The 19,040-nt window shown below is 66.4% G+C and carries 21 protein-coding genes and 1 other RNA gene; 7 read left to right on the top strand and 15 right to left on the bottom strand.

The features are described 5' to 3' along the window. Nucleotides 1-4: 4 nt before the first annotated feature. The 5 genes from IEY43_RS10690 to crcB all read left to right on the top strand — a co-directional run bounded on the left by IEY43_RS10690 (nt 5) and on the right by crcB (nt 2,912). A complete protein-coding gene (locus IEY43_RS10690) occupies nt 5-808 on the top strand; it encodes an inositol monophosphatase family protein (RefSeq protein ID WP_188948588.1) in 804 nt (267 codons plus the stop codon). A gap of 6 nt (nt 809-814) precedes the next feature. After that, nucleotides 815-1,441, top strand: coding sequence for a metal-dependent transcriptional regulator (locus IEY43_RS10685; protein WP_188948587.1), 627 nt, complete (start codon nt 815-817; stop codon nt 1,439-1,441). A gap of 81 nt (nt 1,442-1,522) precedes the next feature. Continuing rightward, nucleotides 1,523-1,999 carry a universal stress protein gene (locus IEY43_RS10680; protein WP_188948586.1) on the top strand — a complete coding sequence of 159 codons (477 nt, stop codon included), beginning with the start codon at nt 1,523-1,525 and terminating at the stop codon, nt 1,997-1,999. A 65-nt stretch (nt 2,000-2,064) separates the two neighbouring features. Next, a complete protein-coding gene (locus IEY43_RS10675) occupies nt 2,065-2,538 on the top strand; it encodes a fluoride efflux transporter FluC (protein ID WP_188948585.1) in 474 nt (157 codons plus the stop codon). Next, nucleotides 2,535-2,912 (top strand): fluoride efflux transporter CrcB, encoded by a 378-nt coding sequence (crcB, locus tag IEY43_RS10670; protein ID WP_188948584.1) that lies wholly within the window; start codon nt 2,535-2,537, stop codon nt 2,910-2,912. The genes IEY43_RS10675 and crcB overlap by 4 nt, the downstream gene beginning before the upstream one ends. Before the next feature lie 82 nt (nt 2,913-2,994). On the opposite strand, the gene IEY43_RS10665 is transcribed toward crcB, so the two are convergent. The 14 genes from IEY43_RS10665 to IEY43_RS10600 all read right to left on the bottom strand — a co-directional run bounded on the left by IEY43_RS10665 (nt 2,995) and on the right by IEY43_RS10600 (nt 14,009). After that, nucleotides 2,995-3,486, bottom strand: coding sequence for a DUF2568 domain-containing protein (locus tag IEY43_RS10665; protein ID WP_188948583.1), 492 nt, complete (start codon nt 3,484-3,486; stop codon nt 2,995-2,997). 170 nt (nt 3,487-3,656) lie between these two features. Beyond that, nucleotides 3,657-4,025, bottom strand: a transfer-messenger RNA (tmRNA) gene (gene ssrA / locus IEY43_RS10660). Nucleotides 4,026-4,155: 130 nt separating this feature from the next. Then, nucleotides 4,156-4,635 carry an SsrA-binding protein SmpB gene (gene smpB, locus IEY43_RS10655; protein WP_188948582.1) on the bottom strand — a complete coding sequence of 160 codons (480 nt, stop codon included), beginning with the start codon at nt 4,633-4,635 and terminating at the stop codon, nt 4,156-4,158. Between the two features lie 54 nt (nt 4,636-4,689). After that, entirely contained in the window at nt 4,690-6,123 is a 1,434-nt protein-coding gene (locus IEY43_RS10650) for a M23 family metallopeptidase (protein ID WP_188948581.1), read from the bottom strand. Between the two features lie 59 nt (nt 6,124-6,182). Then, nucleotides 6,183-7,097 (bottom strand): permease-like cell division protein FtsX, encoded by a 915-nt coding sequence (ftsX, locus tag IEY43_RS10645; protein WP_188948580.1) that lies wholly within the window; start codon nt 7,095-7,097, stop codon nt 6,183-6,185. After that, on the bottom strand, nt 7,094-7,900 hold the full coding sequence (ftsE, locus tag IEY43_RS10640) for a cell division ATP-binding protein FtsE (RefSeq protein ID WP_188948579.1): 807 nt from the start codon (nt 7,898-7,900) through the stop codon (nt 7,094-7,096). The genes ftsX and ftsE overlap by 4 nt, the downstream gene beginning before the upstream one ends. Before the next feature lie 328 nt (nt 7,901-8,228). After that, nucleotides 8,229-9,344, bottom strand: coding sequence for a peptide chain release factor 2 (gene prfB, locus IEY43_RS10635; RefSeq protein WP_188948578.1), 1,116 nt, complete (start codon nt 9,342-9,344; stop codon nt 8,229-8,231). Nucleotides 9,345-9,393: 49 nt separating this feature from the next. Beyond that, the gene (locus tag IEY43_RS10630) at nt 9,394-9,846 is read right to left on the bottom strand and encodes a hypothetical protein (RefSeq protein ID WP_188948577.1); all 453 of its coding nucleotides are present in this window, start codon (nt 9,844-9,846) and stop codon (nt 9,394-9,396) included. Continuing rightward, on the bottom strand, nt 9,839-10,288 hold the full coding sequence (locus IEY43_RS10625) for a hypothetical protein (protein WP_188948576.1): 450 nt from the start codon (nt 10,286-10,288) through the stop codon (nt 9,839-9,841). Before IEY43_RS10625 ends, IEY43_RS10630 begins: the two co-directional genes overlap by 8 nt. Next, nucleotides 10,281-10,700: a TadE family protein gene (locus IEY43_RS10620; protein ID WP_188948575.1), complete on the bottom strand. Its 420-nt coding sequence runs from the start codon at nt 10,698-10,700 to the stop codon at nt 10,281-10,283. Before IEY43_RS10620 ends, IEY43_RS10625 begins: the two co-directional genes overlap by 8 nt. A gap of 7 nt (nt 10,701-10,707) precedes the next feature. Beyond that, the gene (locus IEY43_RS10615) at nt 10,708-10,941 is read right to left on the bottom strand and encodes a hypothetical protein (protein ID WP_229777359.1); all 234 of its coding nucleotides are present in this window, start codon (nt 10,939-10,941) and stop codon (nt 10,708-10,710) included. Nucleotides 10,942-10,996: 55 nt separating this feature from the next. Beyond that, nucleotides 10,997-11,938 (bottom strand): type II secretion system F family protein, encoded by a 942-nt coding sequence (locus IEY43_RS10610; protein ID WP_188948574.1) that lies wholly within the window; start codon nt 11,936-11,938, stop codon nt 10,997-10,999. Beyond that, entirely contained in the window at nt 11,935-12,786 is an 852-nt protein-coding gene (locus IEY43_RS10605) for a type II secretion system F family protein (RefSeq protein WP_188948573.1), read from the bottom strand. The genes IEY43_RS10610 and IEY43_RS10605 overlap by 4 nt, the downstream gene beginning before the upstream one ends. Then, nucleotides 12,783-14,009 carry a TadA family conjugal transfer-associated ATPase gene (locus IEY43_RS10600; protein ID WP_188948572.1) on the bottom strand — a complete coding sequence of 409 codons (1,227 nt, stop codon included), beginning with the start codon at nt 14,007-14,009 and terminating at the stop codon, nt 12,783-12,785. Before IEY43_RS10600 ends, IEY43_RS10605 begins: the two co-directional genes overlap by 4 nt. 286 nt (nt 14,010-14,295) lie before the next feature. Between IEY43_RS10600 and IEY43_RS10595 the strand changes: the two genes are divergently transcribed. Continuing rightward, nucleotides 14,296-18,021, top strand: a complete 3,726-nt coding sequence (locus IEY43_RS10595; RefSeq protein ID WP_188948571.1) for an FtsK/SpoIIIE domain-containing protein — start codon at nt 14,296-14,298, stop codon at nt 18,019-18,021. Here IEY43_RS10595 and IEY43_RS10590 read toward each other — a convergent pair whose 3' ends face one another. Beyond that, a complete protein-coding gene (locus IEY43_RS10590; protein WP_188948570.1) occupies nt 18,022-18,435 on the bottom strand; it encodes a hypothetical protein in 414 nt (137 codons plus the stop codon). A 349-nt stretch (nt 18,436-18,784) separates the two neighbouring features. On the opposite strand from IEY43_RS10590, the gene IEY43_RS10585 reads away from it, so the two are divergent. Next, nucleotides 18,785-19,033: a WhiB family transcriptional regulator gene (locus IEY43_RS10585; protein WP_047118688.1), complete on the top strand. Its 249-nt coding sequence runs from the start codon at nt 18,785-18,787 to the stop codon at nt 19,031-19,033. Nucleotides 19,034-19,040: the final 7 nt, after the last annotated feature.

Raw genomic sequence — 19,040 nt, 5'->3', positions numbered from 1 at the left:
CACCATGGCTGAATACACCCTGCAGCAGGACCTGAAGTTCGCCCTCGCGCTGGCCGACAAGGTCGACGCGTTCACCCTGGCCCGCTACGGCGCCAACGACCTCCTGGTCGAAACCAAGCCGGACATGACCCCGGTCTCCGACGCCGACCGCGGCGCCGAGCAGCTGATCCTGGACCAGCTGGCCGAGCACCGCCCCGGGGACTCCGTGCTCGGCGAGGAGTTCGGCGTGCACGGGGACTCCTCGCGCCGCTGGGTCATCGACCCGATCGATGGGACCAAGAACTTCGTGCGCCGCGTTCCGGTCTGGGCGACGCTGATCGCGCTGCTCGTCGACGACGAACCGGTGCTCGGTGTCGTTTCCTCCCCCGCGCTGGCCCGCCGCTGGCATGCGGCCACCGGGCTGGGTGCGTTCGTCACCGAGCCGGGCGCCGAGGTCGGCTCCACCGCCACCCGGCAGATCCGCGTTTCCGGGGTGAGCGAGCTGTCCGACGCGTCGCTGTCCTACGCGTCGCTGAACGGCTGGAAGGACGCCGGCAAGCTCGACGGGCTGCTGGACCTGCTCACCACCGCCTGGCGCACCCGCGGCTACGGCGACTTCTACTCCTATGCGCTGCTGGCCGAGGGCGCGGTGGACGCCGCGTTCGAACCCGAGCTGGAGCTCTACGACATGGCCGCACTGGTGCCGGTGGTGCGCGAGGCCGGAGGCCGTTTCACCTCCGTCGCCGGAGTCGAGGGCTGCCACGGCGGCAACGCGCTGGCCAGCAACGGCCGCCTGCACGAAGCGATCCTCCCCTACCTGAACCGCTAGCCGCCCATGCCCCGCAACCGCGATCCGCGCGCGCTGACCGCCAGCGAGGAGGACTACCTCAAGGCGCTGTACCTGCTCACCGAGTGGGAGGACACGCAGGTGAGCACCGGCGCGCTGGCCGACCAGCTGGGCCTGTCGCCCGCCTCGGCGACCCCGATGGTGCAGAAGCTGGCGGCGAAGTCGCTGGTGCACCACGTGCCACGCGGGGCGATCACGCTCAGCGAGGCCGGGCGCCGCGAGGCCCTGCGCATGGTGCGCCGCCACCGGCTGCTGGAGACCTTCCTGCGCGACGAGCTGGGCTACGGCTGGGACGAGGTGCACGACGAGGCCGAGGCGCTGGAGCACACCGTGACCGACCGCTTCATCGACGCGTTGGATGAGCGCCTGGGCCGCCCGCGGCGCGACCCGCACGGGGACGCGATCCCCGCGGCCGACGGCACCCTGCCGGCCAGCCGGGCGGTGCGCCTTGACCGCTTCACCGGCCGCACCGCGATCGTGGACCGGATCAGCGACGAGGACCCCGACTTCCTGCGCCGTGCCAAAGACCAGGGGCTGGTGCCCGGCGCGGCGATCACCCTGCCGCACCAGCTGAACTACCTGGAGGCCTCGCTGGTGTGGGTGCGCCCGGCCTGAGCCCGACGCCCGGCCGGCCGCCACGGCGCCCCGGTCCATGTGCAAAAATGGTGCCAGAACCCCGGCAGACAGGAGCATGCCATGACGGACCGCCCCGGCGTGCTGTTGCTCGGCGTCTGCCCGGAGCAGGATTTGGCCGCAGCGGCCCAGGCCACGGCGCTGGCGGAGCAGCTGGGCGCAGAACTGCACTGCGCCTGGGTCGACCCCGCCCGCTACACCGTGCAGCGGCTCGCCGACGGCACGGTGCGCTCGGCGCCCATCGACCCCGAGGTGCAGGACCAGGATGTCCAGCCGTTTCCCGAATTGCTCCGCCGGGATCTCGCAACGATCCTGGAACCGCTGGCGGTGGTCTGGCGGACCCACGCGCTGGCCGGGAACCCCAGCGCTGAGCTGTCCGCCCTGGCCGAGCGGCTCGGGGCGCGGATGATCGTGGTCGGCGCCCGCCGTCCCTCGCTGCGCACCTCGCTGCACGAACTGCTCGGCGGCTCGGTGGCGGCCCAGCTCGCCCGGTGCCAGCTGCTCCCGGTACTCGTGGTGCCCGCCGCGCAGCACCCCTGAACCGGGGAATTGCCAGAGCCGGGCGCCGCCCTGTCCCGCTATCCGCAACCGACGAATGCTGACCAATGAACCGAGACCTCCCCCAGCCGGACCCCGAAAACACCGTACGGCGCCGGGCGCACCTGCGTCCGGGCCATCTGCTGCTGGTGTTCCTCGGCGGCGCGGCCGGGACCGCGGGGCGCGAGGCCGTGAATCTGCTGCTCCCTTCGCAGCAGGGCTTTCCGACCGCCACCTTCGCCGTGAACATCCTCGGCGCGCTGCTGCTCGGCCTGCTGCTCGAATCCCTGGGCCGCTTCGGAGGCAGCCCCGGCCGTGCGCGGCGGATGCGGCTGCTGCTGGGCACCGGGTTCATGGGCGGCTTCACCACCTACAGCACCCTCGCGGTGGACGGCGCGCTGCTGCTGGGCACAGGATCCGCCGGCCTCGGAGCCTTGTATGCGCTGGGCAGCATCGTGCTGGGTGCGGCGGCCAGCTGGTGCGGCATCCTGCTCGGTGCCGCTCGCACCCGCCGCAATGCGTCCGGGGAGGCCTCCCGATGACCGCCATGCTGTTTCTCGTGCTGAGCCTGTGCGGCGGCCTCGGCGCCTGTGCCCGCTACGCGCTGGACGGGCTGGTCGCCTCGCGCCTTTCCGGCGCCCTGCCGTGGGGAACGATTCTCGTCAACCTCAGCGGCTCGTTCTTGCTGGGCCTGCTCACCGGCCTGGTCGCCGGACGACTGTTCCCCGAGTCGTGGCAGCTCGCCGTCGGAACGGGCTTCCTGGGCGGCTACACGACCTTCTCCACCGCCAGCATCGAAACGGTGCGATTGCTGCAGGCCGGCAAGCCGGCAGCCAGCGCGGTCAATGCTTTCGGCACCCTGCTCGGGGCCCTCGCGGCCGCCGGGCTCGGACTGCTGGCCGCCGCACGGCTGTAGCGTGGCCGGTCGGCCAGTTAATCAGCAGGAGCCAGGCCCGTCGGGCCTGGCTCCTGCTCTTTAGGTTCTCGTGTTGCGCGGCTCAGCGTGCGGCGCGACGTCCGCGGGCTGGCGCTGGCGACTGCGCCGGCTGGGTGCCCACAGCCACCGGCTGGGCCTGGGGCTGGGGTTTGCTGCGGTCGTGCGGCACGACGTAGCCGCCGGTGGCGAGGATCAGGATCGCGCTCACGCCGGTGAGCGCGAGCATGGCGATGGCCCAGATCTGCGACTGTTCGGTGAACGACCGGTCGATGCTCAGCCAGAGCACGTAGGCACCGATGAGGTAAATCAGGTGGATCAGCGTCAGCCTGGTGCGCAGGCGCAGCCTGACGACGGCTTTCGGCGAGAAGAACACCGACCAGAGCGCCAGCAACGGCACCACTACCACGAGGATCGCGGGGATCGTCGGCCATGGCACGTAGGCGATCGCGGCAAGTGCCGCGGCAAACAGCAAGCCGACTTCCAAAAGGAAGGCGACGGCTGCGTAGAGCGAAGAGAGGATCGGGGACACTTTCTGGGTGTTGCTTTTGCCCATCACTGACTGCCTCACTCTAATTCCGCACGTTTTCGCCCAAGAATGCTCTCGGTATCTACTCAATTCTATGTGGTAAACAGAATGCCTGCGAGCAGGCTCGCGCGAGAGGTACAGCACCACTGCTTGATTCCGGACAGCAAGAAGCCCCGGAACCGTAGTTCCGGGGCCATTGGTGGAGATGGGGAGAATTGAACTCCCGTCCGATGTAGTGTTGCCAGGTCTTCTCCGGGCGCAGTTTGCTACGGAATTTCTCTGCCCCAGCCATCACGCAAACAAGTGGCTGATCCGGGCACAGTTGCCTAAATATGTACCCGACAGCGGCAACAGCTGCCGGATACAGTGGCTATCTAAATGACGTTAGGAACAGGGGCGATAGCATCCCCTGGCTAACGGACTGTCTGGCTGCTTAGGCAGCGAGAGCGAAGTCAGTGCGCTTTGATTCGGCACTTATTGTTTTGCAAAGAGCGTTTACGAGATAACTTTGCGTCCTCGGCCCGCTTCATCTGTCGCGACTTACACCGTCGAAACCGATCATCCCCGTATTTTGTTGTCAGTTCCGGGTTTCCCCGGATGCAACCGCACCGAAGTGCGTTAACCAATCATAGCGCACCTCCCGCCGGAACCCCAACGAGAGATGCGCCACCGATTCAGCGTGGAGCCGCAGTCTGATCAGGCATGACCGCGATTGCGCTCGCGCATGGCACGCAGCGCTTCGCGGTTGTCCTGTTTCTCGCGCAGCGTCTGCCGCTTGTCGAACTCGCGCTTGCCTCGCGCGATGCCGATTTCAAGCTTTGCGCGGCCGGACTTGAAGTACAGGCTCAGCGGCACGATGGTCAAGCCAGCTTCGGAGATCTTGCGCTCGATCTTGACCAGCTCCTGGCGGTGCAGCAGGAGCTTGCGGCGGCGGCGAGCCGCATGGTTGGTCCAGGAGCCGTTGAGGTACTCCGGGATATAGCAGTTCTCGATATACAGTTCGCCGCGATAGAACTGGCCGAAGCCGTCCACCAGCGATGCCTTGCCTTCGCGCAAGGACTTCACTTCGGTGCCGGTCAGCACCATACCGGCTTCGAATGTGTCGAGAATTTCATAATCGTGGCGAGCCTTGCGGTTGCTCGCGATGACACGATCTTCCTGGTTCTTCTTGGCCATGACACTCCTTGCATGTCGCGGGCGGATTCCCGCGCACAAATATCAAGTCTAGCGTTAGAGAAGTCCCAATGGGTTCACGGCTTGGCCGTTGACGATCGTTTCGAAGTGCAGGTGGCAGCCGGTGGAGTTGCCGGTGGTGCCGACATAGCCGATAACCTGCCCCTGGGAGACCTTCTGGCCGACGCCTACGGCGATCTTGGACATGTGGTGGTAGTTCGTCGCCAGCGCCTTGCCGTTGACGACGCCGTGCGAAACGGTCACCTTGTTGCCCGAGGAACCGCCCCAGCCAGCCATCCAGACTTCGCCGTCGGCTGCTGCGGTAATCGGCGAACCGCACTGGCCGCCGAAGCCCCAGTCGATGCCGGCGTGCACGTAGCCTCCCCGGCCTCCGTAGTCGATGGTGCCGGCTGGAGTGGGACGCCAGCCGAAGCTGGAGGTGATCTTGTTCCCGGCGGTCGGCTTGACCAGGCCCCAGGCGCTGGATCCTGCGGACTGCGGAGCCACCGGAGCGGCGGTTTCCTTGGGAACGTACTTCTTTTTGGTGTAGGCCTGCTTCTTGGCCTTGGCTTCCGCCGCCAATTTGGCCTGCTGGGCCTCGTAGGCGGCCTTGCGCTTGGCCTCAGCTTCGGCGGCCTTGCGCTTGCGTTCCTGCTCTTCGCGCAGCAGGCGCTCCTGGCGCTCCTTGATGTCCGCCTGCACCTGCGCGTACTCGGCCTGCTGGGCCTTCAGCTTCGCTTGGATCTGCGGCTTCTTCGCTTCCAGCTGCGCACTGAGGGACTCGGTGCTGACGACCAGCGCGTCCAGTTCATCCTTGGCAGACTGCGCGGCGTTGCGGGCGGTTTCTTCCTGGGCCAGCGCTTCCTCGGCCTGGGACTTCAGCGAGGAAATTTCCTTCTCCACCGCCGCCAGCCGGACCTTGTTGTTCTCGTTGTTCGCCTTCTCCTGCGCCAAATCGTTGTAGGCGGAGTTCTGCGATTCCATGGCGCGATTGGCCATGTCGAGCCCGTCGGCCATGGCGGTCGCGGATTCCATGTTCAGGATCATGTCCAGGCCGCCGGATACGCCGCCGCGCTTGTACGCTTCGGAGGCGATCTTGGCCATGGCGTCTTCCGCCTTGTCCATCTCCGCGTTGTTCGCTGCAATCTCCGCGGCGACCTTGTCCCGGGTTCCCTGGGCGCTGATCAGCCGGTCGTTCAGGTCGGACACGGCGGCCTGGGCGTTAGCGACGCGGTTCTGCGCGTCGGCCAGCGCGGCCTGCAAGACCGGCACCTGGGCCTGCTGGTCGCGCAGCTTCTGGTCGGTTTCCTGGATGTCTGCATCCAGGAACTCCATGTCTTGCTCCAGGTTGTCGATGTTCTCCTGCACTTCAACCTTTTTGTTGTCGAGTTCATCAGCGACAACGAGTCCAGCTGGCAGTGTCAGGGCGAGAGCCATTGCTCCACCGAGGGTGGCGCGCAGGAACTTGCGCCGAACTGCGTTGGACAGCATAGGACTCCTTAAAGACGTGCAAAAAGCAGGTTGATCACGACACAAAGGTCGCGGTAAAGCTAAACCTTCAGGTAACGCTTCAACGTTACCACTGATGAAATTGTTGCCAAAACGATACCAATTATCAAGAGCACCGGTGCTATGAGCCAGACTTCCGCGGTGGAAATGAATGCCACTCCCACGTTCTCACTAGCGAGCTTGTCCTCAACGAGGAATTTCATCAGCAGCCAGAGCGTGCCGGAGGCCAGCACGCCGCCAATCACGGAGGCAATCACACCTTCGATGATGAACGGAAGCTGAATCGTCGCCTTTGAAGCACCTACCAGGCGCATGATCGTGGTTTCCAGCCGTCGATGCATGGCCGACAGCTGGATCGTCGTTCCCGTAAGCAGCACCGCGCAGGCGATCATCACGATGGCCACGATGGCCGCCGCGGCGGAGGCGACCCGAACGAGCTGGAAGACTTTTTCCAGCAGTTCGCGCTGGTCGACCACCGAGTCGACACCGGCAACGGTAGAGAAGGCCTCGTTGATGACCTGGTACTTCTCAGGATCGACCAGCGCGACGCGGAAGGACTCGGGCAGCTGGTCGGCCTTGACCTGGTCGACGAGCGAGGAGTTCTTGTACTGGTCCAGGAAGTTCTTGTAGGCGTCTTCCTTGGACTCGTAGGCGATTTCCTTGACGTACGGGGCGAGCTGCTCGGATTCGAGCATGGCCTTGATGGAGTTGCGCTGGTCATCCGTGACCGGCTTGCCTGCGCAGTTCGACGAGGCGCTGGCATCGTCGCAGAGGTACACTGCGACCTCCATGCGGTCGTACCAGTACCCCTTCATCTGGTTGATCTGCAGCTGCAGGAGCGCTGAAGCGCCGACGAAGGTCAGTGACACGAAGGTCACCAGCACCACCGAAACGACCATGACGACGTTTTGGCGCAGGCCCTTAACGGCTTCGCGCAGGATAAATCCGAGTCTCACTGGTCTTCGTCCTTCTTTTCGTCCATGGCTTCAAGCGGTTCACGCTCGTCGTTCGGCTCGGTGGAGGCATCGCCGAAGAGCAGCGCGCGGGATCCGTCCTGGTTCACCACGGTCGTCATCGGCGTGTACTGGCCTTGGGCTTCATCTCGCACCACGCGTCCGGAATTCAACTCAATGACGCGGTGGCGGAATTCGCTGACCAGTTCATGGGCGTGAGTTGCCATCAGCACAGTGGTGCCGTTCTGGTTGATGCGGTCAAGCACGTTCATGACTTCGATGCTGTTCTTGCGGTCGAGGTTGCCGGTGGGCTCATCGGCCAGCAGGATGGCGGGCTTGTTCACAATCGCGCGGGCGATGCCCACGCGCTGCTGTTCGCCGCCGGAGAGTTCGGTTGGCTTGCGCCGGGCCTTGTCTTCAAGTCCGACGAGCTTCAGCGCGTCGGGGACGCGGTCGCGAATCTGTGCGCGGGAGGCGCCGATGACTTCCATGGCGAAAGCGACATTATCGAAGACGGTGCGTTCGCGCAGCAACCGGAAGTCCTGGAAGACGAAGCCGATGTTGCGGCGCAGTTTAGGCACGCGACGGCTGGGGATGCGGTTCAGGTTCTGGCCAGCCACGTAGACAGCGCCGTCGGTGGCGCGCTTTTCACGCAGGACAAGGCTGAGGAAGGTTGATTTACCGGAGCCGGATTCGCCGACAAGGAACGCGAACTCGCCGCGGTTGATCTCGATGCTCACGTCGTCCAGGGCAGCATTTTTCTGCTTGGGCTCGTAAACCATCGAGACGTTTTCGAATTTAATCATGTCTTCAATCGCCAGTTTTCGTCGGGGCGCGACCCACGAAAACCAATCTCGAGAGCAAACGTCTTCTGATGCGCCAATCAACCAAACCTTATCGGTGCGCGGCGGCCATCATGAGGGCATTCGCGGGTGTGTTGCCAGATTCATCAGCTACTAACAGCTGACACAAATTTATATTTTGGCCGCCAATTCCGGTGCTGGCAACCAGTTTTTTACTGGTTGTCCTGGCGGATCCGCGGACGGGCGCAAGGACGTGAGTTTCCTCAAACCCACGCTCCCCCGGGCCAAGGGAAGAGACCTGCGCTTCCGTTGGCCGGCGGGGCTGCGCGGGCTACTTGCTCGGGCGGCGCTGTGTGGCGCGCCAGCGGATCCCGGCGTCGATGAAGTCGTCGATTTCACCGTCGAGCACGGCGGCGGTGTTGCCGACTTCGTGCTCGGTGCGCAGGTCCTTGACCATCTGGTAGGGGTTGAGCACATAGGAACGCATCTGGTCACCCCAGGATGCCTTGACGTCGCCGGCCAGTTCCTTCTTCTGGGCGTCCTGCTCGGCCTTCTTCTGCAGCAGAATTCGCGACTGCAGCACGCGCAGGGCGGCGGCGCGGTTCTGGATCTGCGACTTCTCGTTCTGCATGGAGACCACGATGCCGGTCGGGATGTGGGTCATGCGCACCGCGGAGTCGGTGGTGTTCACGCTCTGGCCGCCGGGACCCGAGGAGCGGAAGACGTCGACCTTGATTTCACTTTCCGGGATCTCGATGGAATCGGTCTGCTCGATCAGCGGGATGACTTCCACCGCGGCGAAGGACGTCTGGCGGCGGCCCTGGTTGTCGAATGGCGAGATGCGCACCAGGCGGTGGGTGCCGGCCTCGACCGAAAGGATGCCGAACGCGTAGGGAGCATCGATTTCGAAGGTAGCGGACTTCAATCCGGCTTCTTCCGCGTAGGAGGTGTCCATGACCGTCGCGCTGTAGCCGCGCTTTTCCGCCCAGCGCAGGTACATACGCAGCAGCATTTCCGCGAAGTCCGCGGCATCGACGCCGCCGGCGCCGGAACGAATGGTGACCACGGCGCCGCGGGCATCGAACTCACCATTGAGCAGGGTGACGATTTCCAGGTCGTCCAGCGACTTGCGGATGGCGAGCAGTTCCTTGTCCGCCTCCGCCAGGGTGTCCTTGTCGTCTTCCAGCTCCGCTAGTTCGACCAGGACTTCCAGGTCGTCGATGCGCGTGTGCAGCTTGGTCAGGCGATCAAGTTCCGACTGGCGGTAGGAGAGCTTGCTGGTGACAATCTGCGCGCTGGCCGGATCGTCCCACAAATCCGGGGCACCGGCTTCCTCGGAGAGTACTGCGATGTCAGCCTTGATTTGATCAACATCGCTCACTTCCTCGATGGCGGCGAAGGTCGCACGGATTGAGCGGATTTCAGCGGGAAAGTCAGTATTTGCCATGGTGTTCTAAGCGTACGCCATTTGCGGTTCGGTTCCGGGTTTTGCGTCGTTAACGGCTGAGCACCGTTCGCGCGGTGGAATGCACCGTAATGGGAATCCCGGAGGGCACAATCCATCCGATGATCGGAGGGCTGACGGTGCCGGTGAGCACGATCTCGGCGCCCTGCCCTCCGGGCAACACCTGTACGGACTCGATGCCCAGATTGTCGATGCGTCCCGAGGCGCCGACATCCGCCAGATAGCGATGTGCACCCTGTTGGACTTGCTCTGCAGTGAGCTGGATGCGCGGGGCGCCGTCGTCGGCGACGAATTCGAATTCGTCCACCGCCGCCACGATGGCACCGTCCGCCATGGACAGCAGCTGCCGCGCCTTGAGATTCACCGCGCTGGCGGCGAGCACCACGGAAATGGTCAGCAGCGTGACCGCGCACAACCCGATGGCCAGCACCAGCGACTGGCCGTCCTCGCGCCCCAAGGCTTCGCGCAGGCGGCGGCTAGCCAAAACGGTCAATCCTTTGGGCAGCGGTGGCGTCCACGGCGAACGCCGATGCGGAGATGTAGTCGGAGACGAAGGGCAGCGGGACGTCCAGGCTGACGGTGACCGTCACCACCGATCCGGGGCTGAGGCATTCGCTGTTGCAGGAGATGGTGGTGTTCGAACCGCTGAATCCGAAGTTCGCGATGGCGCGATCGGCCGCTGCCTGGGCGTTGGAGCGGGCCTGCGCCGGGTTCTCCGCCACGGCGAACACCTTGGCGGCTTGATCCGCCGCGGAGACCACCGCATAGCTGCCGCCCTCCAGCGCTGCGGCGGCCAGGACCAGGTAGATCATCGGAATCAGCAGGATCGTGGCGGCGAAGATGAACTCCACGATTGCGCTGCCGTGCTCGTCCGCGGTCGCCTCACGCCACCGGCGCAGCGGCTGGCGAGCGCAGGCCCTAGCCATAGCGCACCGCATCGGAGGTGACGCTCAGGTCCCACCCGTTGGGCAGGAAGCCGATCAGCGGCACCCGGGTGTTGACGGTGACGGTCACCAGCTGGGTGCCGCCGATGGCGGTGGTGGACACCGACACATCCTTGGCGAATCCGCCATGCAGCGATTCGGTGATGAGCGTGCGGGTCCGGCCGGCCGCGTCGGCGGGCGAGCGGTCGGCCAACGCCCCGTAGTGGGCGCCGTTGGCCGCGGCGTCGGTGAGCGTATTGCGCACGTGCAGCGCCAGGGCCAGCTGCATGATCGAGAAGGCCAGCACGATCAGCAGCGTGGTGATCATGACGAACTCGGCCACTGCGGAGCCGCGTTCCCCGTGGTCCCCCGGACCGTCGGCGAACCGGAGCTGCAGTCCCCTTCGGTTTCGCATGCCGGTCCTATCCCAGCCCGGACACCCTGTCGATGGCCTGGTTGAACAGGTCCTGCAGCCGGGGCCCGGCGATCGCCAGCAGGGCGGCCACCAACAGCGCGCTCATGAGCGTGATCATGACCCATCCGGGCACGTCGCCACGCTGGTCGCGGGCCCGGGCCGCCGCCCTGCCCCAGAGGTTGCGGCCTGCGTCGGCGACATGCAGGCTCAGGTTGAACATCATCATGTGGAGCCGTGACATGGTGGCCCCTCCTTCGTGTAGGTGGTGCGATGTGATGGATTCGGTGTCGAAGGCGTCAATAGCTCATCTCCAAGAGCGCCAGCCCGGGGAAGATGGCGAAGACGATGGTTAGCGGCAGGACGCCGAAGATAATGGGAACGAGCATGGAAATTTCCCGCTTTCCGGCAATCTCCATCAGCTCGCGCTTGGAGGCATCGCGCACGTCCTGCGCCTGGTCGCGCAGCACCTGCCCCAGGGGCGTGCCGCGTTCGGTGGCGACGACGATGGCGTCCACGAAGCGGGTCATCGCGCCGATCTGCACCCGGTCCGACATGTTGGACATGGCCTGCACCATGCTGGTGCCGGAGTGGATGTCGTTGAGCGTGTGGGTGAACTCGGCGCCGATGTCGCCGTGGCAAATACGCGAGATGCGTTCGACCGCCCCGGTGGTCGATTCGCCGGCGCCCACGGTCAGCGCGAGCACCTCGGCGACGGTGGGAAACTGCGTCAGGATCCTGCGGGCGCGGCGTTTGACCTGTTCGCCGAGCCACCAGCCGCGCAGGAAGTAGCCCATGACGGCGCAGCCCAGCACCACCGTCACGGCCAGCGGAAGCGAGACCGACTGGCGGAAGGCGAGCAAGGCCATCAGCGCGGAGCCGACGACGAGCCCGGTCAGCGCGCAGAGCAGTTCCTGCGAGCGGTAGTCCACAAGGCTCAGGCGCAGCCCCGCGGCCTGCAGTCGTTTGCGCACTGTGGTTGAAGAGGGGCTGTGCAGGTTGGCGATCTTCTTGACCTGTTGCAGCAGCGGACGCGCCAGCTGCCAGAGCGCCGGGGTCGCCGAATCCTGCTGCCAGGAATCCTGCAGCATGCGCGAGGATCGCACGCCGACCCTGATGTGAGGGGCCACTCGATCGGCGAAGGCCATGGGACGCCACGCGGGAAGCCGCACGATCATCAGCCACAGCCCGGCCCCCAGGCCCAGCCCGCACAGCGCCGCCCACGCGGTGTAGCTGTTCATGAGAGCACTCGTTCCTCGATGGGCAGCGCCCCCAGGCGCAGCATGACCCGGTAGCAGAGGAAGGAGACAACCAGGCCGGCCAGCAGCACGAAGACCCCCGCCGGGGTGAGATAGGCGTCCTTGGCCGCCGGCTGGGTGCCGAGCACCAGCAGCAGGATCCAAGGGGCGGCGACGGCCAGCCGTGCGGCGGAGACGATCCAGGACTGCCGGGCGGCCAGCTCGCCGCGGGTGCGCACGTCGTCGCGCAGGAACGCGGCCAGTGTGGCCAGCGTCTGCCCCAGGTCGGTGCCGCCGACCTCGCGGGTGATGCGCAGCGTCGTCAGGATCTTGTCCGCTACCGGGTCCGCGAGCCGTTCGCCCAGCTGGTCCAGCGCCGTGCTGAAGTTGGCGGTGGCCCGGTAGTCGAGGGCGAAGTCGCGGAACACCGGGCGCAGCGTCTCGGGGCCGACCAGCGCCAGCTGGCTCAGCGATTCGGGCAACGACAGGCCGGCGCGGATGGCGCTGCGCAGGTGGTCGACGACTTCCGGCCATTGTTCATGCAGCGCGCTCTGTCTCTTGGCCGCCTGGTGGCGCAGATACACCCACGGCGCCAGAACACCGAAGATCGCGAAAACGCAGGCGAACAGCCAGGAGGCCGTCAGCCCCAGGGTGAGCAGCGCGAACACCAGCCCGCTGGCCAGGCAGATCAGCATGAACTTGGCCGGGCTGACGCTGGTGACCCCGGCGCGCAGCAGCGCCTGGCCGATCCGCGAGTGCCGGCTGCGGGTGCGTTCCCAGGGCGCGAAGAGCAGCCAGTCGGCCAGCATCGCCAGCCCCAGCCCGCCCAGCAGCCCCAGGAAGATGCTCATGATTCCTGCCCCAACCGCTCCGCGACGTTCAGCCCGGCCAGGTCGAATTTCTCATGCGACCAGTCCGCGCCGGATGCTGGAACCAGTTCCCCTGCCTTGCGTTCGAACAGCGTGGAGGTCTCGATCGCGCCGCCCTCCACGCGATTGCGCACCGCGAGGATCTCGTTGACATAGCGGTTGCCGGAGGCGTCGCGCACGCAGTGCACCACCAGGTCCAGACAGGCGGCGACGGTCTTGATCGTGAAGTCGCTGGTGATGTTCGGCCCCGCCAGCAGCGGCAGCGTGCAGATTTTGATGATTGCGTCGCGGGCTGAGTTCGCATGCAGGGTGCACAGGCCCGCGACGCCCGAATTCAGGGCGATCAGCAAGTCCAGGGATTCGGCCTCGCGCACCTCTCCGACGATGATGCGGTCCGGACGCATGCGCAGCGCCTCCTTGACCAGCCGGCGCATCGTGATTTCGCCGGTGCCCTCGAGGTTCGCCAGCCGGGTTTGCATCGCCACGACGTCGCGCAGCGCCAGGTTCAGTTCGAAGATCTCCTCGATGGTGATGACGCGTTCGCGGGAGCCGATGGAGGATGACAGCGCGTTGAGCATGGTGGTCTTGCCGGCTTGTGTCGGGCCGGTGACGATGACGTTCAGCCCGGCGCAGATCGCCCAGCCCAGGTAGGTGGCCGCCGCGGGGCTCAGTGATTTGAGGTCCACCAGGTCTTCGAGCCGGGAGGCGCGGGCGATGAACTTGCGGATGTTGACAGCCCAGTGCTCGTGCGTGATGTCCGGGATGACCACATGCAGCCGGGAACCGTCGGGCAGCTGGCAGTCGACGAACGGCTGGGACAAATCCAGCCGGCGCCCGGACGCCTTGAGCATGCGCTCAACCAGCCCGGCGACTTCCGCGGCGTCCAGCCTGATGTGGGTCAGTTCGCTCTGGCCGCCGCGGGCGCAGAACACCTGGTGCGGGGAATTGATCCAGATCTCCTCCACGCTCGGGTCGTCGAGCAGCTGCTGCAGGGCGCCGAATCCGGCGACGTTGTCGTAGACCGCGCGCCGGGCTTGTTCCAGCGAGCCAAGGGCGGGCACCGCGCCGAGCAGCGCGCGTTCGTCGTAGTCCCGCACGACGTCGTCGATCAGCGACTTCATCAGCGCGGGCTGCTTGGCCGGGTCCAGGCCGCGGCGTCGGACCAGCTCTCGCACTTCATCTTCCACGATCGACAAGGCATCCACGTCAAGATCCTTCGGGCCTCATGGGGGTTCGGCGTTCCCGGAATTCTCGGGGACCATCGGCGAGCGCACTGCCGGTGCAGCGGTAGGCCCCGGTGCTGTTCCGAGGTCTATTTCTGGATATGTCTGTGGAGCCTAGCCCCGACATCAGGTGCTGGCAAGATGTTTCGCGAATTTGTGGATAAAGCAATGGGCGGTTATCCCCACCCCGGCGTCCTCGGACCCGGCAAACGCGCTAGTCGTGATGGGCTGGGGCACGCAAGGGCCGGAGAACGCGTTGGGAGGGAAGATGCTGCACTATGAACTGCTGCTGTCCTCGCGCACGCTGCTGAATCCCCGGCAGCTGCTGCTCCAAGTCTCCGCGGCCTTGGACGGGCCGCAACTGGCGGCGGTGCTCGACGGCCAGGTTCCGGGCACCCGCTGGTACCGGGGAGCGACGCCGTTGGAGGAGCTGGGAATGCTGGGCCCGGGCCAGCCGCTGCTGCTGGCCGATGTCCCGGGCCCCGGTTTCGCGGTGGCGGCCGGCAGCCCGCGGCTGAAGCTGTACGTACCCGAGGGCCCGGATGCGGGAGCCTGGATGGAACTGGGCCGTGGCACCCACGAGATCGGCCGTGGCGCCCCGCTGTTCCTTGGCGATCCGCAGGTTTCCCGGGTGCATGCCCGCCTGGTGGTTGATGAGCGGTCCATGCGCGTGCGGCCGGCCCCCGGGCAGCGGGTGCTGGTGTTTTCTGGCCGGGATGTGGTGCCGGTGGAAGCCGAGGCGGAACTGCAGGCCGGCAGCCGGATCCAGTTGGGCGGCACCGTGCTGGAGGTCGGAGATCCGGCGCGCAGCGAGGCGGGGCAGGCGGCGGACGGCGGGCAGCTGGAGTTCAGCCTCCCTCCGCCCCCGGAACTTGGCAGGCTGGTGACGCTGTGCCTGGCGGCGCTGGTCCCGGTGTTCTCCGGCGTCCTGCTGGCGGTGCTGACCGGTTCCATGCTGTTCTTGGCGGTCTCCGGGCTGTCGGCGCTGCTGGGCGTCGTCCCCGCGGTGCAGCTGCTCGGCGAGCGCCGCCGGTGGAAACGTTCGGTGCGTGGACAGCAGCACAGCGTGGTGCGCGCCCGACGCCGTTTCGCCTGCCCGCTGGGTACGGCGCTGGTCGCCGGCATCGACCGGGCGCAGCTCGGGGTGCTTCCCCAAGGCCTTCCTCCGCTGGTGTTCGGCAGCGGCAGCTGGCAGCTTCCGGGTCGGAAGACGCCGCCGGAGGGCGGCAGCCGGCGGCCGCGCAGGGCGCCGGGCAGCGGCCGGTCCACGGGCAGGATTTCCGGAGTTCCGGTTTTCGCGCCGGCCGCCGCGCAGGTCTGGCAACTTCTCGGAGGCGAGGACCCCGCGGTGGATTCCCTGCTGGCCGCGCTGCTGTCCAGATTCCTGCCGGCGGTGGCCGCGGGCCGCATCGAGCTGGTCATCGACCCCTCGATCGCTCGGCTTCCGGCCGAGCTGTTGCTGTTGCGGCATGTGCGCCAGGGCACCGCCGCGCTTCTGGCCCGGAGCACTGGCCCTGCGTCGGCCGTTGCCTGGATGCCCGGCGGCAGCGGAACCTCGGCATCGCCTGACCCTTCCATCGAGCGGATATTCCTGACCGGGCTCGCTCCGGTCCCGCTGCCGCGCACGCTGGTGATCAGCCTGCATCCGGTGCCCGCAGCCCGGTGCGACTATTGGGTGGATCCGGTGCGCTGCCGAGCCAAGCTGCCCGACGGGAGCCTGTGCCTGGAAACACCGGACCGGCTGGATGCGGGGAGACTCGCCCGGATCATCCAGTCGTGCCTCGCGATCTGCCCGCGCGCACCGGCGTCGGACGGGGAGCCCCCGGCGGGTGCGGGCTTGACCGCGGTGATCGGGGAAGATCCGTTCCGCGGCCGGCAGCTGCTGGATTTCGACGAGGACGGGCCGCACGTGCTGGTGTGCGGAACCACCGGGTCGGGCAAGTCCGAAGCGCTGCGGCGCATCATCGCGGATCTGGCCGGGCGCTACAGTCCCGAGCAGCTGGCGTTGGTGCTGGTTGATTTCAAGGGCGGTGCGGGCCTGGCCGCCTTCGGCCCGCTGCCCCACGTGCAGCTTTCCGCCAACGACCTGGACGCCGCCGGCGCGCAGCGGACCCTTGCGCAGCTGGAACGCGAGGTGGCCCGGCGCGAACGGCTACTGGCCGAACACCGCTGCAGCGACCGCTCCGAGTACGTCCGGCGCTCCGGCGTCCCCGCGCTGCCCCGGCTGCTGGTGGTGGTCGACGAGTTCCGGGTGTTCATCGAAACCCTGCCCGAAGCGGCGGCGCGCATCGACCGGCTGGCGGCGGTCGGCCGGTCGCTGGGCATCCACCTGCTGCTGAGCACGCAGCGGGCCGCCGGCGCGCTGTCCGGGCAGACCCGTGCGAATCTGAACACCGTGGTGGCGCTGCGGGTCAAGGACGCAGCCGAGTCCATGGACCTGGTCGGTTCGCCGGCCGCCGCCCAGCTGGTCCGCCCGGGCAGCGCGGTCATGGCCGGCCCCGGGCAGGCCAACCGCCAGGTCCAGTTCGCCCTGGCGGTGAGCCCCACCCTGTATGGAAGCATTGCCGAGCGCGGACCCGGAAACCTGATCCTGCATCCGGTGGGCCGCTTCGGGCATCCGGATCCCGGGGCCGACGGGCAGGCCCTGCACCGGCATGTGCGCCGGCTCGCCGACAACTGGCGGCATTCGCCCCTTCCGCCGTGCCCCTTTGCCCCGCAGCTGCCGCCGCCTGAGCAGGAGGCTACTCCCCCGACGCAGTGGCAAGGCGATGGTGCCGGCGCCATCTTCTGCGGTGTTGTCGACGACCTCGCAGCGGGCCGGCTGGAGGACCTGGTCATAGAACCGGCCCGCGGCCGGGGGCTGCTGGTGTGCGGTGTGCCGGAAGCCGGCGGCCGCCAGCTGTTCGAAGGGCTGATGCGGCTGGAGCGCCGGATCCTGTGCTTCGGTGACGCGTTGTTCCCGGACTCCGTCCCGCTGCCGGGGACGCTCACCGTGAACGGGGAAGACCGGTATCTATTCCTGGAAGCGCTCGACGACCTGGAGTCGCTGCCCCGCGATCGCCTCACGCTGGTGCTCGTGCACGGCATCGCCCGATTGCAGTCGCAACTGGATCCCGCAGCCTTCCAACGGTTCGACCAGGTGCTCACGGAGCTTCTGCGGCAAGGTGTATCGGCCTCGGCGCAACTGGTCATGATGGCCGATCGCGACGTGAATCTGCTCAAGGCCACCGGGCTGTGCGCCGAACAATGGTATTTCCCGCTCAACGCCGCCGATTCCCTGCGCATGTCCTGGCCCAAGCTTCCGCCGACCAGCCAGCTGCCCGGGCGCGGGATCCGGTTCAGTCCCGTCGAAGCACCGATGACGATCCAGTTGACAGCCGCGGCCGCCAAGCCGGAGACAGGAGGCGCGGCGGGCGCTGTTTGCCCAACGAGGCAGCCCTGCCGGAACGACGACGCCTCGCAGGCCCTGGCGGTGGGGCGCACTGCGTTCACCCGGCAGGAGTTCGGCTTCGACCAGGCTCCGGCGCCGCTGGTCATATGTCCCGGTCGGCGTGACCGGGAAGAGCTCGCGGCGCTCTTGTCCGAACGTTGGAAAGCATCCCTGGTGGATGGCGCCGCGTCGTGGCTGCGCTGGGTTGAAGCCTGCGAGGCGCACGGAGCGGAAGCCGCCGCGTCTACGATCTGCGTGGTGCTGCACGACACCTCCGACCCCCAGCTGGCCGCGCTGCGCCAGCGAACGGCCGCATTGGGAACGCGGGCCGTGCTGTTCGTGCCGCCTTCGGCCCGGCTCCCCTACGACCTGGGGCTGCCGGGGCTGATGGTTGATGACCGGCAAGCGATTGCGGTGGAGGCCCGTCATCCGCAGGACCTGCTGCCGCTTGCCTGGCGACCGTTGCCCCATACACCTGGGGGCTACGGCGCGGGCGGGACAAGGCAATGGCGCGCGATCGCCGGGATCGCCGGGCAACCACGCGCCATCATCATCGAGCGTTGACTACTGTGCTGGGCGGTCCCCCAGGAATTCGGTGGTCTTCGGCGCGAAAAGCAGCACCACTGTCGCACCGGCGACGATGATCGACACGACCGCTGCGGAGATGACGATCGGCATATCCGACTGGAAAAAGGACACCGACAGGATCAACTGGAACAATTGCCAGACGATGATCGGCGCTCGGGTGTAGGCCCTGCCCCGGAAGAAGTTGATCGCCACCGACCCCTGCCAGCTGGCCAGGAAGAGGCACAGCGCAAGCATGAAAATCCGCCCGCCCATGTTCACCACACCGTCCGAAGTGAGGTGGATGCCGTAGTTGACGGCGTAGGCCAGGACCGCCAGCGCCTCGAACATCACCAGTGCAGCGACGGCAATAACACTGGTCGGACGCGGGATCTTAATCTCTTCGTTGCTCACCCCAACTATTTTCGTTGAGGTGCTTCAGGAACTCAAACGACGGCCCCGGATCAGGCTTGTCGCCCCGGCCACATCCGCGTCAGCTAGCCTAAGCCCATGCTGATTTCCATGTGAGAAAGCACTCAGGCAATACGACATATTTCGCATCATTGACCCTTGTTTACTTTCTCGTAACATGAAAACCTTATGTGGTTGGCAAAACGATGACCCCGTCGTTCATATCCGACGATGCGAAAAGCACTACGGCATTTACACCGTCCCCCGCTGACCTTTTCAAGGCGGGGCGTTTGCGTGTTCAGATCATGAGCCTTTCGTCCCCCCTCAAAAATTTCAAGGAGCATCAATAAGCATGGATTGGCGTAGCCGCGCGGCGTGTCTGGATAAGGACCCGGAACTTTTCTTCCCGGTGGGTAACACCGGTCCGGCCCTCTTGCAGATCGAAGAGGCCAAAAGCGTCTGCCGTCGGTGCGAAGTGACCGAAACCTGCTTACAGTGGGCCATCGAGTCCGGTCAGGACGCTGGCGTGTGGGGTGGAATGAGCGAAGACGAACGTCGCGCTCTGAAGCGCCGCGCTGCACGTGCCCGCCGCGCATCCTAAGAGACCG

The organism is Glutamicibacter protophormiae (assembly GCF_014647495.1).
In the GTDB taxonomy this organism is placed as follows: domain Bacteria; phylum Actinomycetota; class Actinomycetes; order Actinomycetales; family Micrococcaceae; genus Glutamicibacter; species Glutamicibacter protophormiae.
The sequence above is the reverse complement of the archived record's forward strand: the minus strand, read 5'-3'. Positions and strand labels throughout refer to the sequence as shown.

Coding starts and splice junctions, on each gene's coding strand:
- ftsE (WP_188948579.1), bottom strand. CDS start 7,900: ATGATTAAATTCGAAAACGTCTCGATGGTTTACGAGCCCAAGCAGAAA.
- IEY43_RS10685 (WP_188948587.1), top strand. CDS start 815: ATGCCCCGCAACCGCGATCCGCGCGCGCTGACCGCCAGCGAGGAGGAC.
- IEY43_RS10690 (WP_188948588.1), top strand. CDS start 5: ATGGCTGAATACACCCTGCAGCAGGACCTGAAGTTCGCCCTCGCGCTG.
- IEY43_RS10610 (WP_188948574.1), bottom strand. CDS start 11,938: ATGAACAGCTACACCGCGTGGGCGGCGCTGTGCGGGCTGGGCCTGGGG.
- IEY43_RS10585 (WP_047118688.1), top strand. CDS start 18,785: ATGGATTGGCGTAGCCGCGCGGCGTGTCTGGATAAGGACCCGGAACTT.
- IEY43_RS10680 (WP_188948586.1), top strand. CDS start 1,523: ATGACGGACCGCCCCGGCGTGCTGTTGCTCGGCGTCTGCCCGGAGCAG.
- IEY43_RS10675 (WP_188948585.1), top strand. CDS start 2,065: ATGAACCGAGACCTCCCCCAGCCGGACCCCGAAAACACCGTACGGCGC.
- IEY43_RS10615 (WP_229777359.1), bottom strand. CDS start 10,941: ATGTCACGGCTCCACATGATGATGTTCAACCTGAGCCTGCATGTCGCC.
- IEY43_RS10595 (WP_188948571.1), top strand. CDS start 14,296: ATGCTGCACTATGAACTGCTGCTGTCCTCGCGCACGCTGCTGAATCCC.
- smpB (WP_188948582.1), bottom strand. CDS start 4,635: ATGGCCAAGAAGAACCAGGAAGATCGTGTCATCGCGAGCAACCGCAAG.
- crcB (WP_188948584.1), top strand. CDS start 2,535: ATGACCGCCATGCTGTTTCTCGTGCTGAGCCTGTGCGGCGGCCTCGGC.
- IEY43_RS10605 (WP_188948573.1), bottom strand. CDS start 12,786: ATGAGCATCTTCCTGGGGCTGCTGGGCGGGCTGGGGCTGGCGATGCTG.
- IEY43_RS10665 (WP_188948583.1), bottom strand. CDS start 3,486: ATGGGCAAAAGCAACACCCAGAAAGTGTCCCCGATCCTCTCTTCGCTC.
- IEY43_RS10625 (WP_188948576.1), bottom strand. CDS start 10,288: ATGGCTAGGGCCTGCGCTCGCCAGCCGCTGCGCCGGTGGCGTGAGGCG.
- IEY43_RS10620 (WP_188948575.1), bottom strand. CDS start 10,700: ATGCGAAACCGAAGGGGACTGCAGCTCCGGTTCGCCGACGGTCCGGGG.
- IEY43_RS10650 (WP_188948581.1), bottom strand. CDS start 6,123: ATGCTGTCCAACGCAGTTCGGCGCAAGTTCCTGCGCGCCACCCTCGGT.
- prfB (WP_188948578.1), bottom strand. CDS start 9,344: ATGGCAAATACTGACTTTCCCGCTGAAATCCGCTCAATCCGTGCGACC.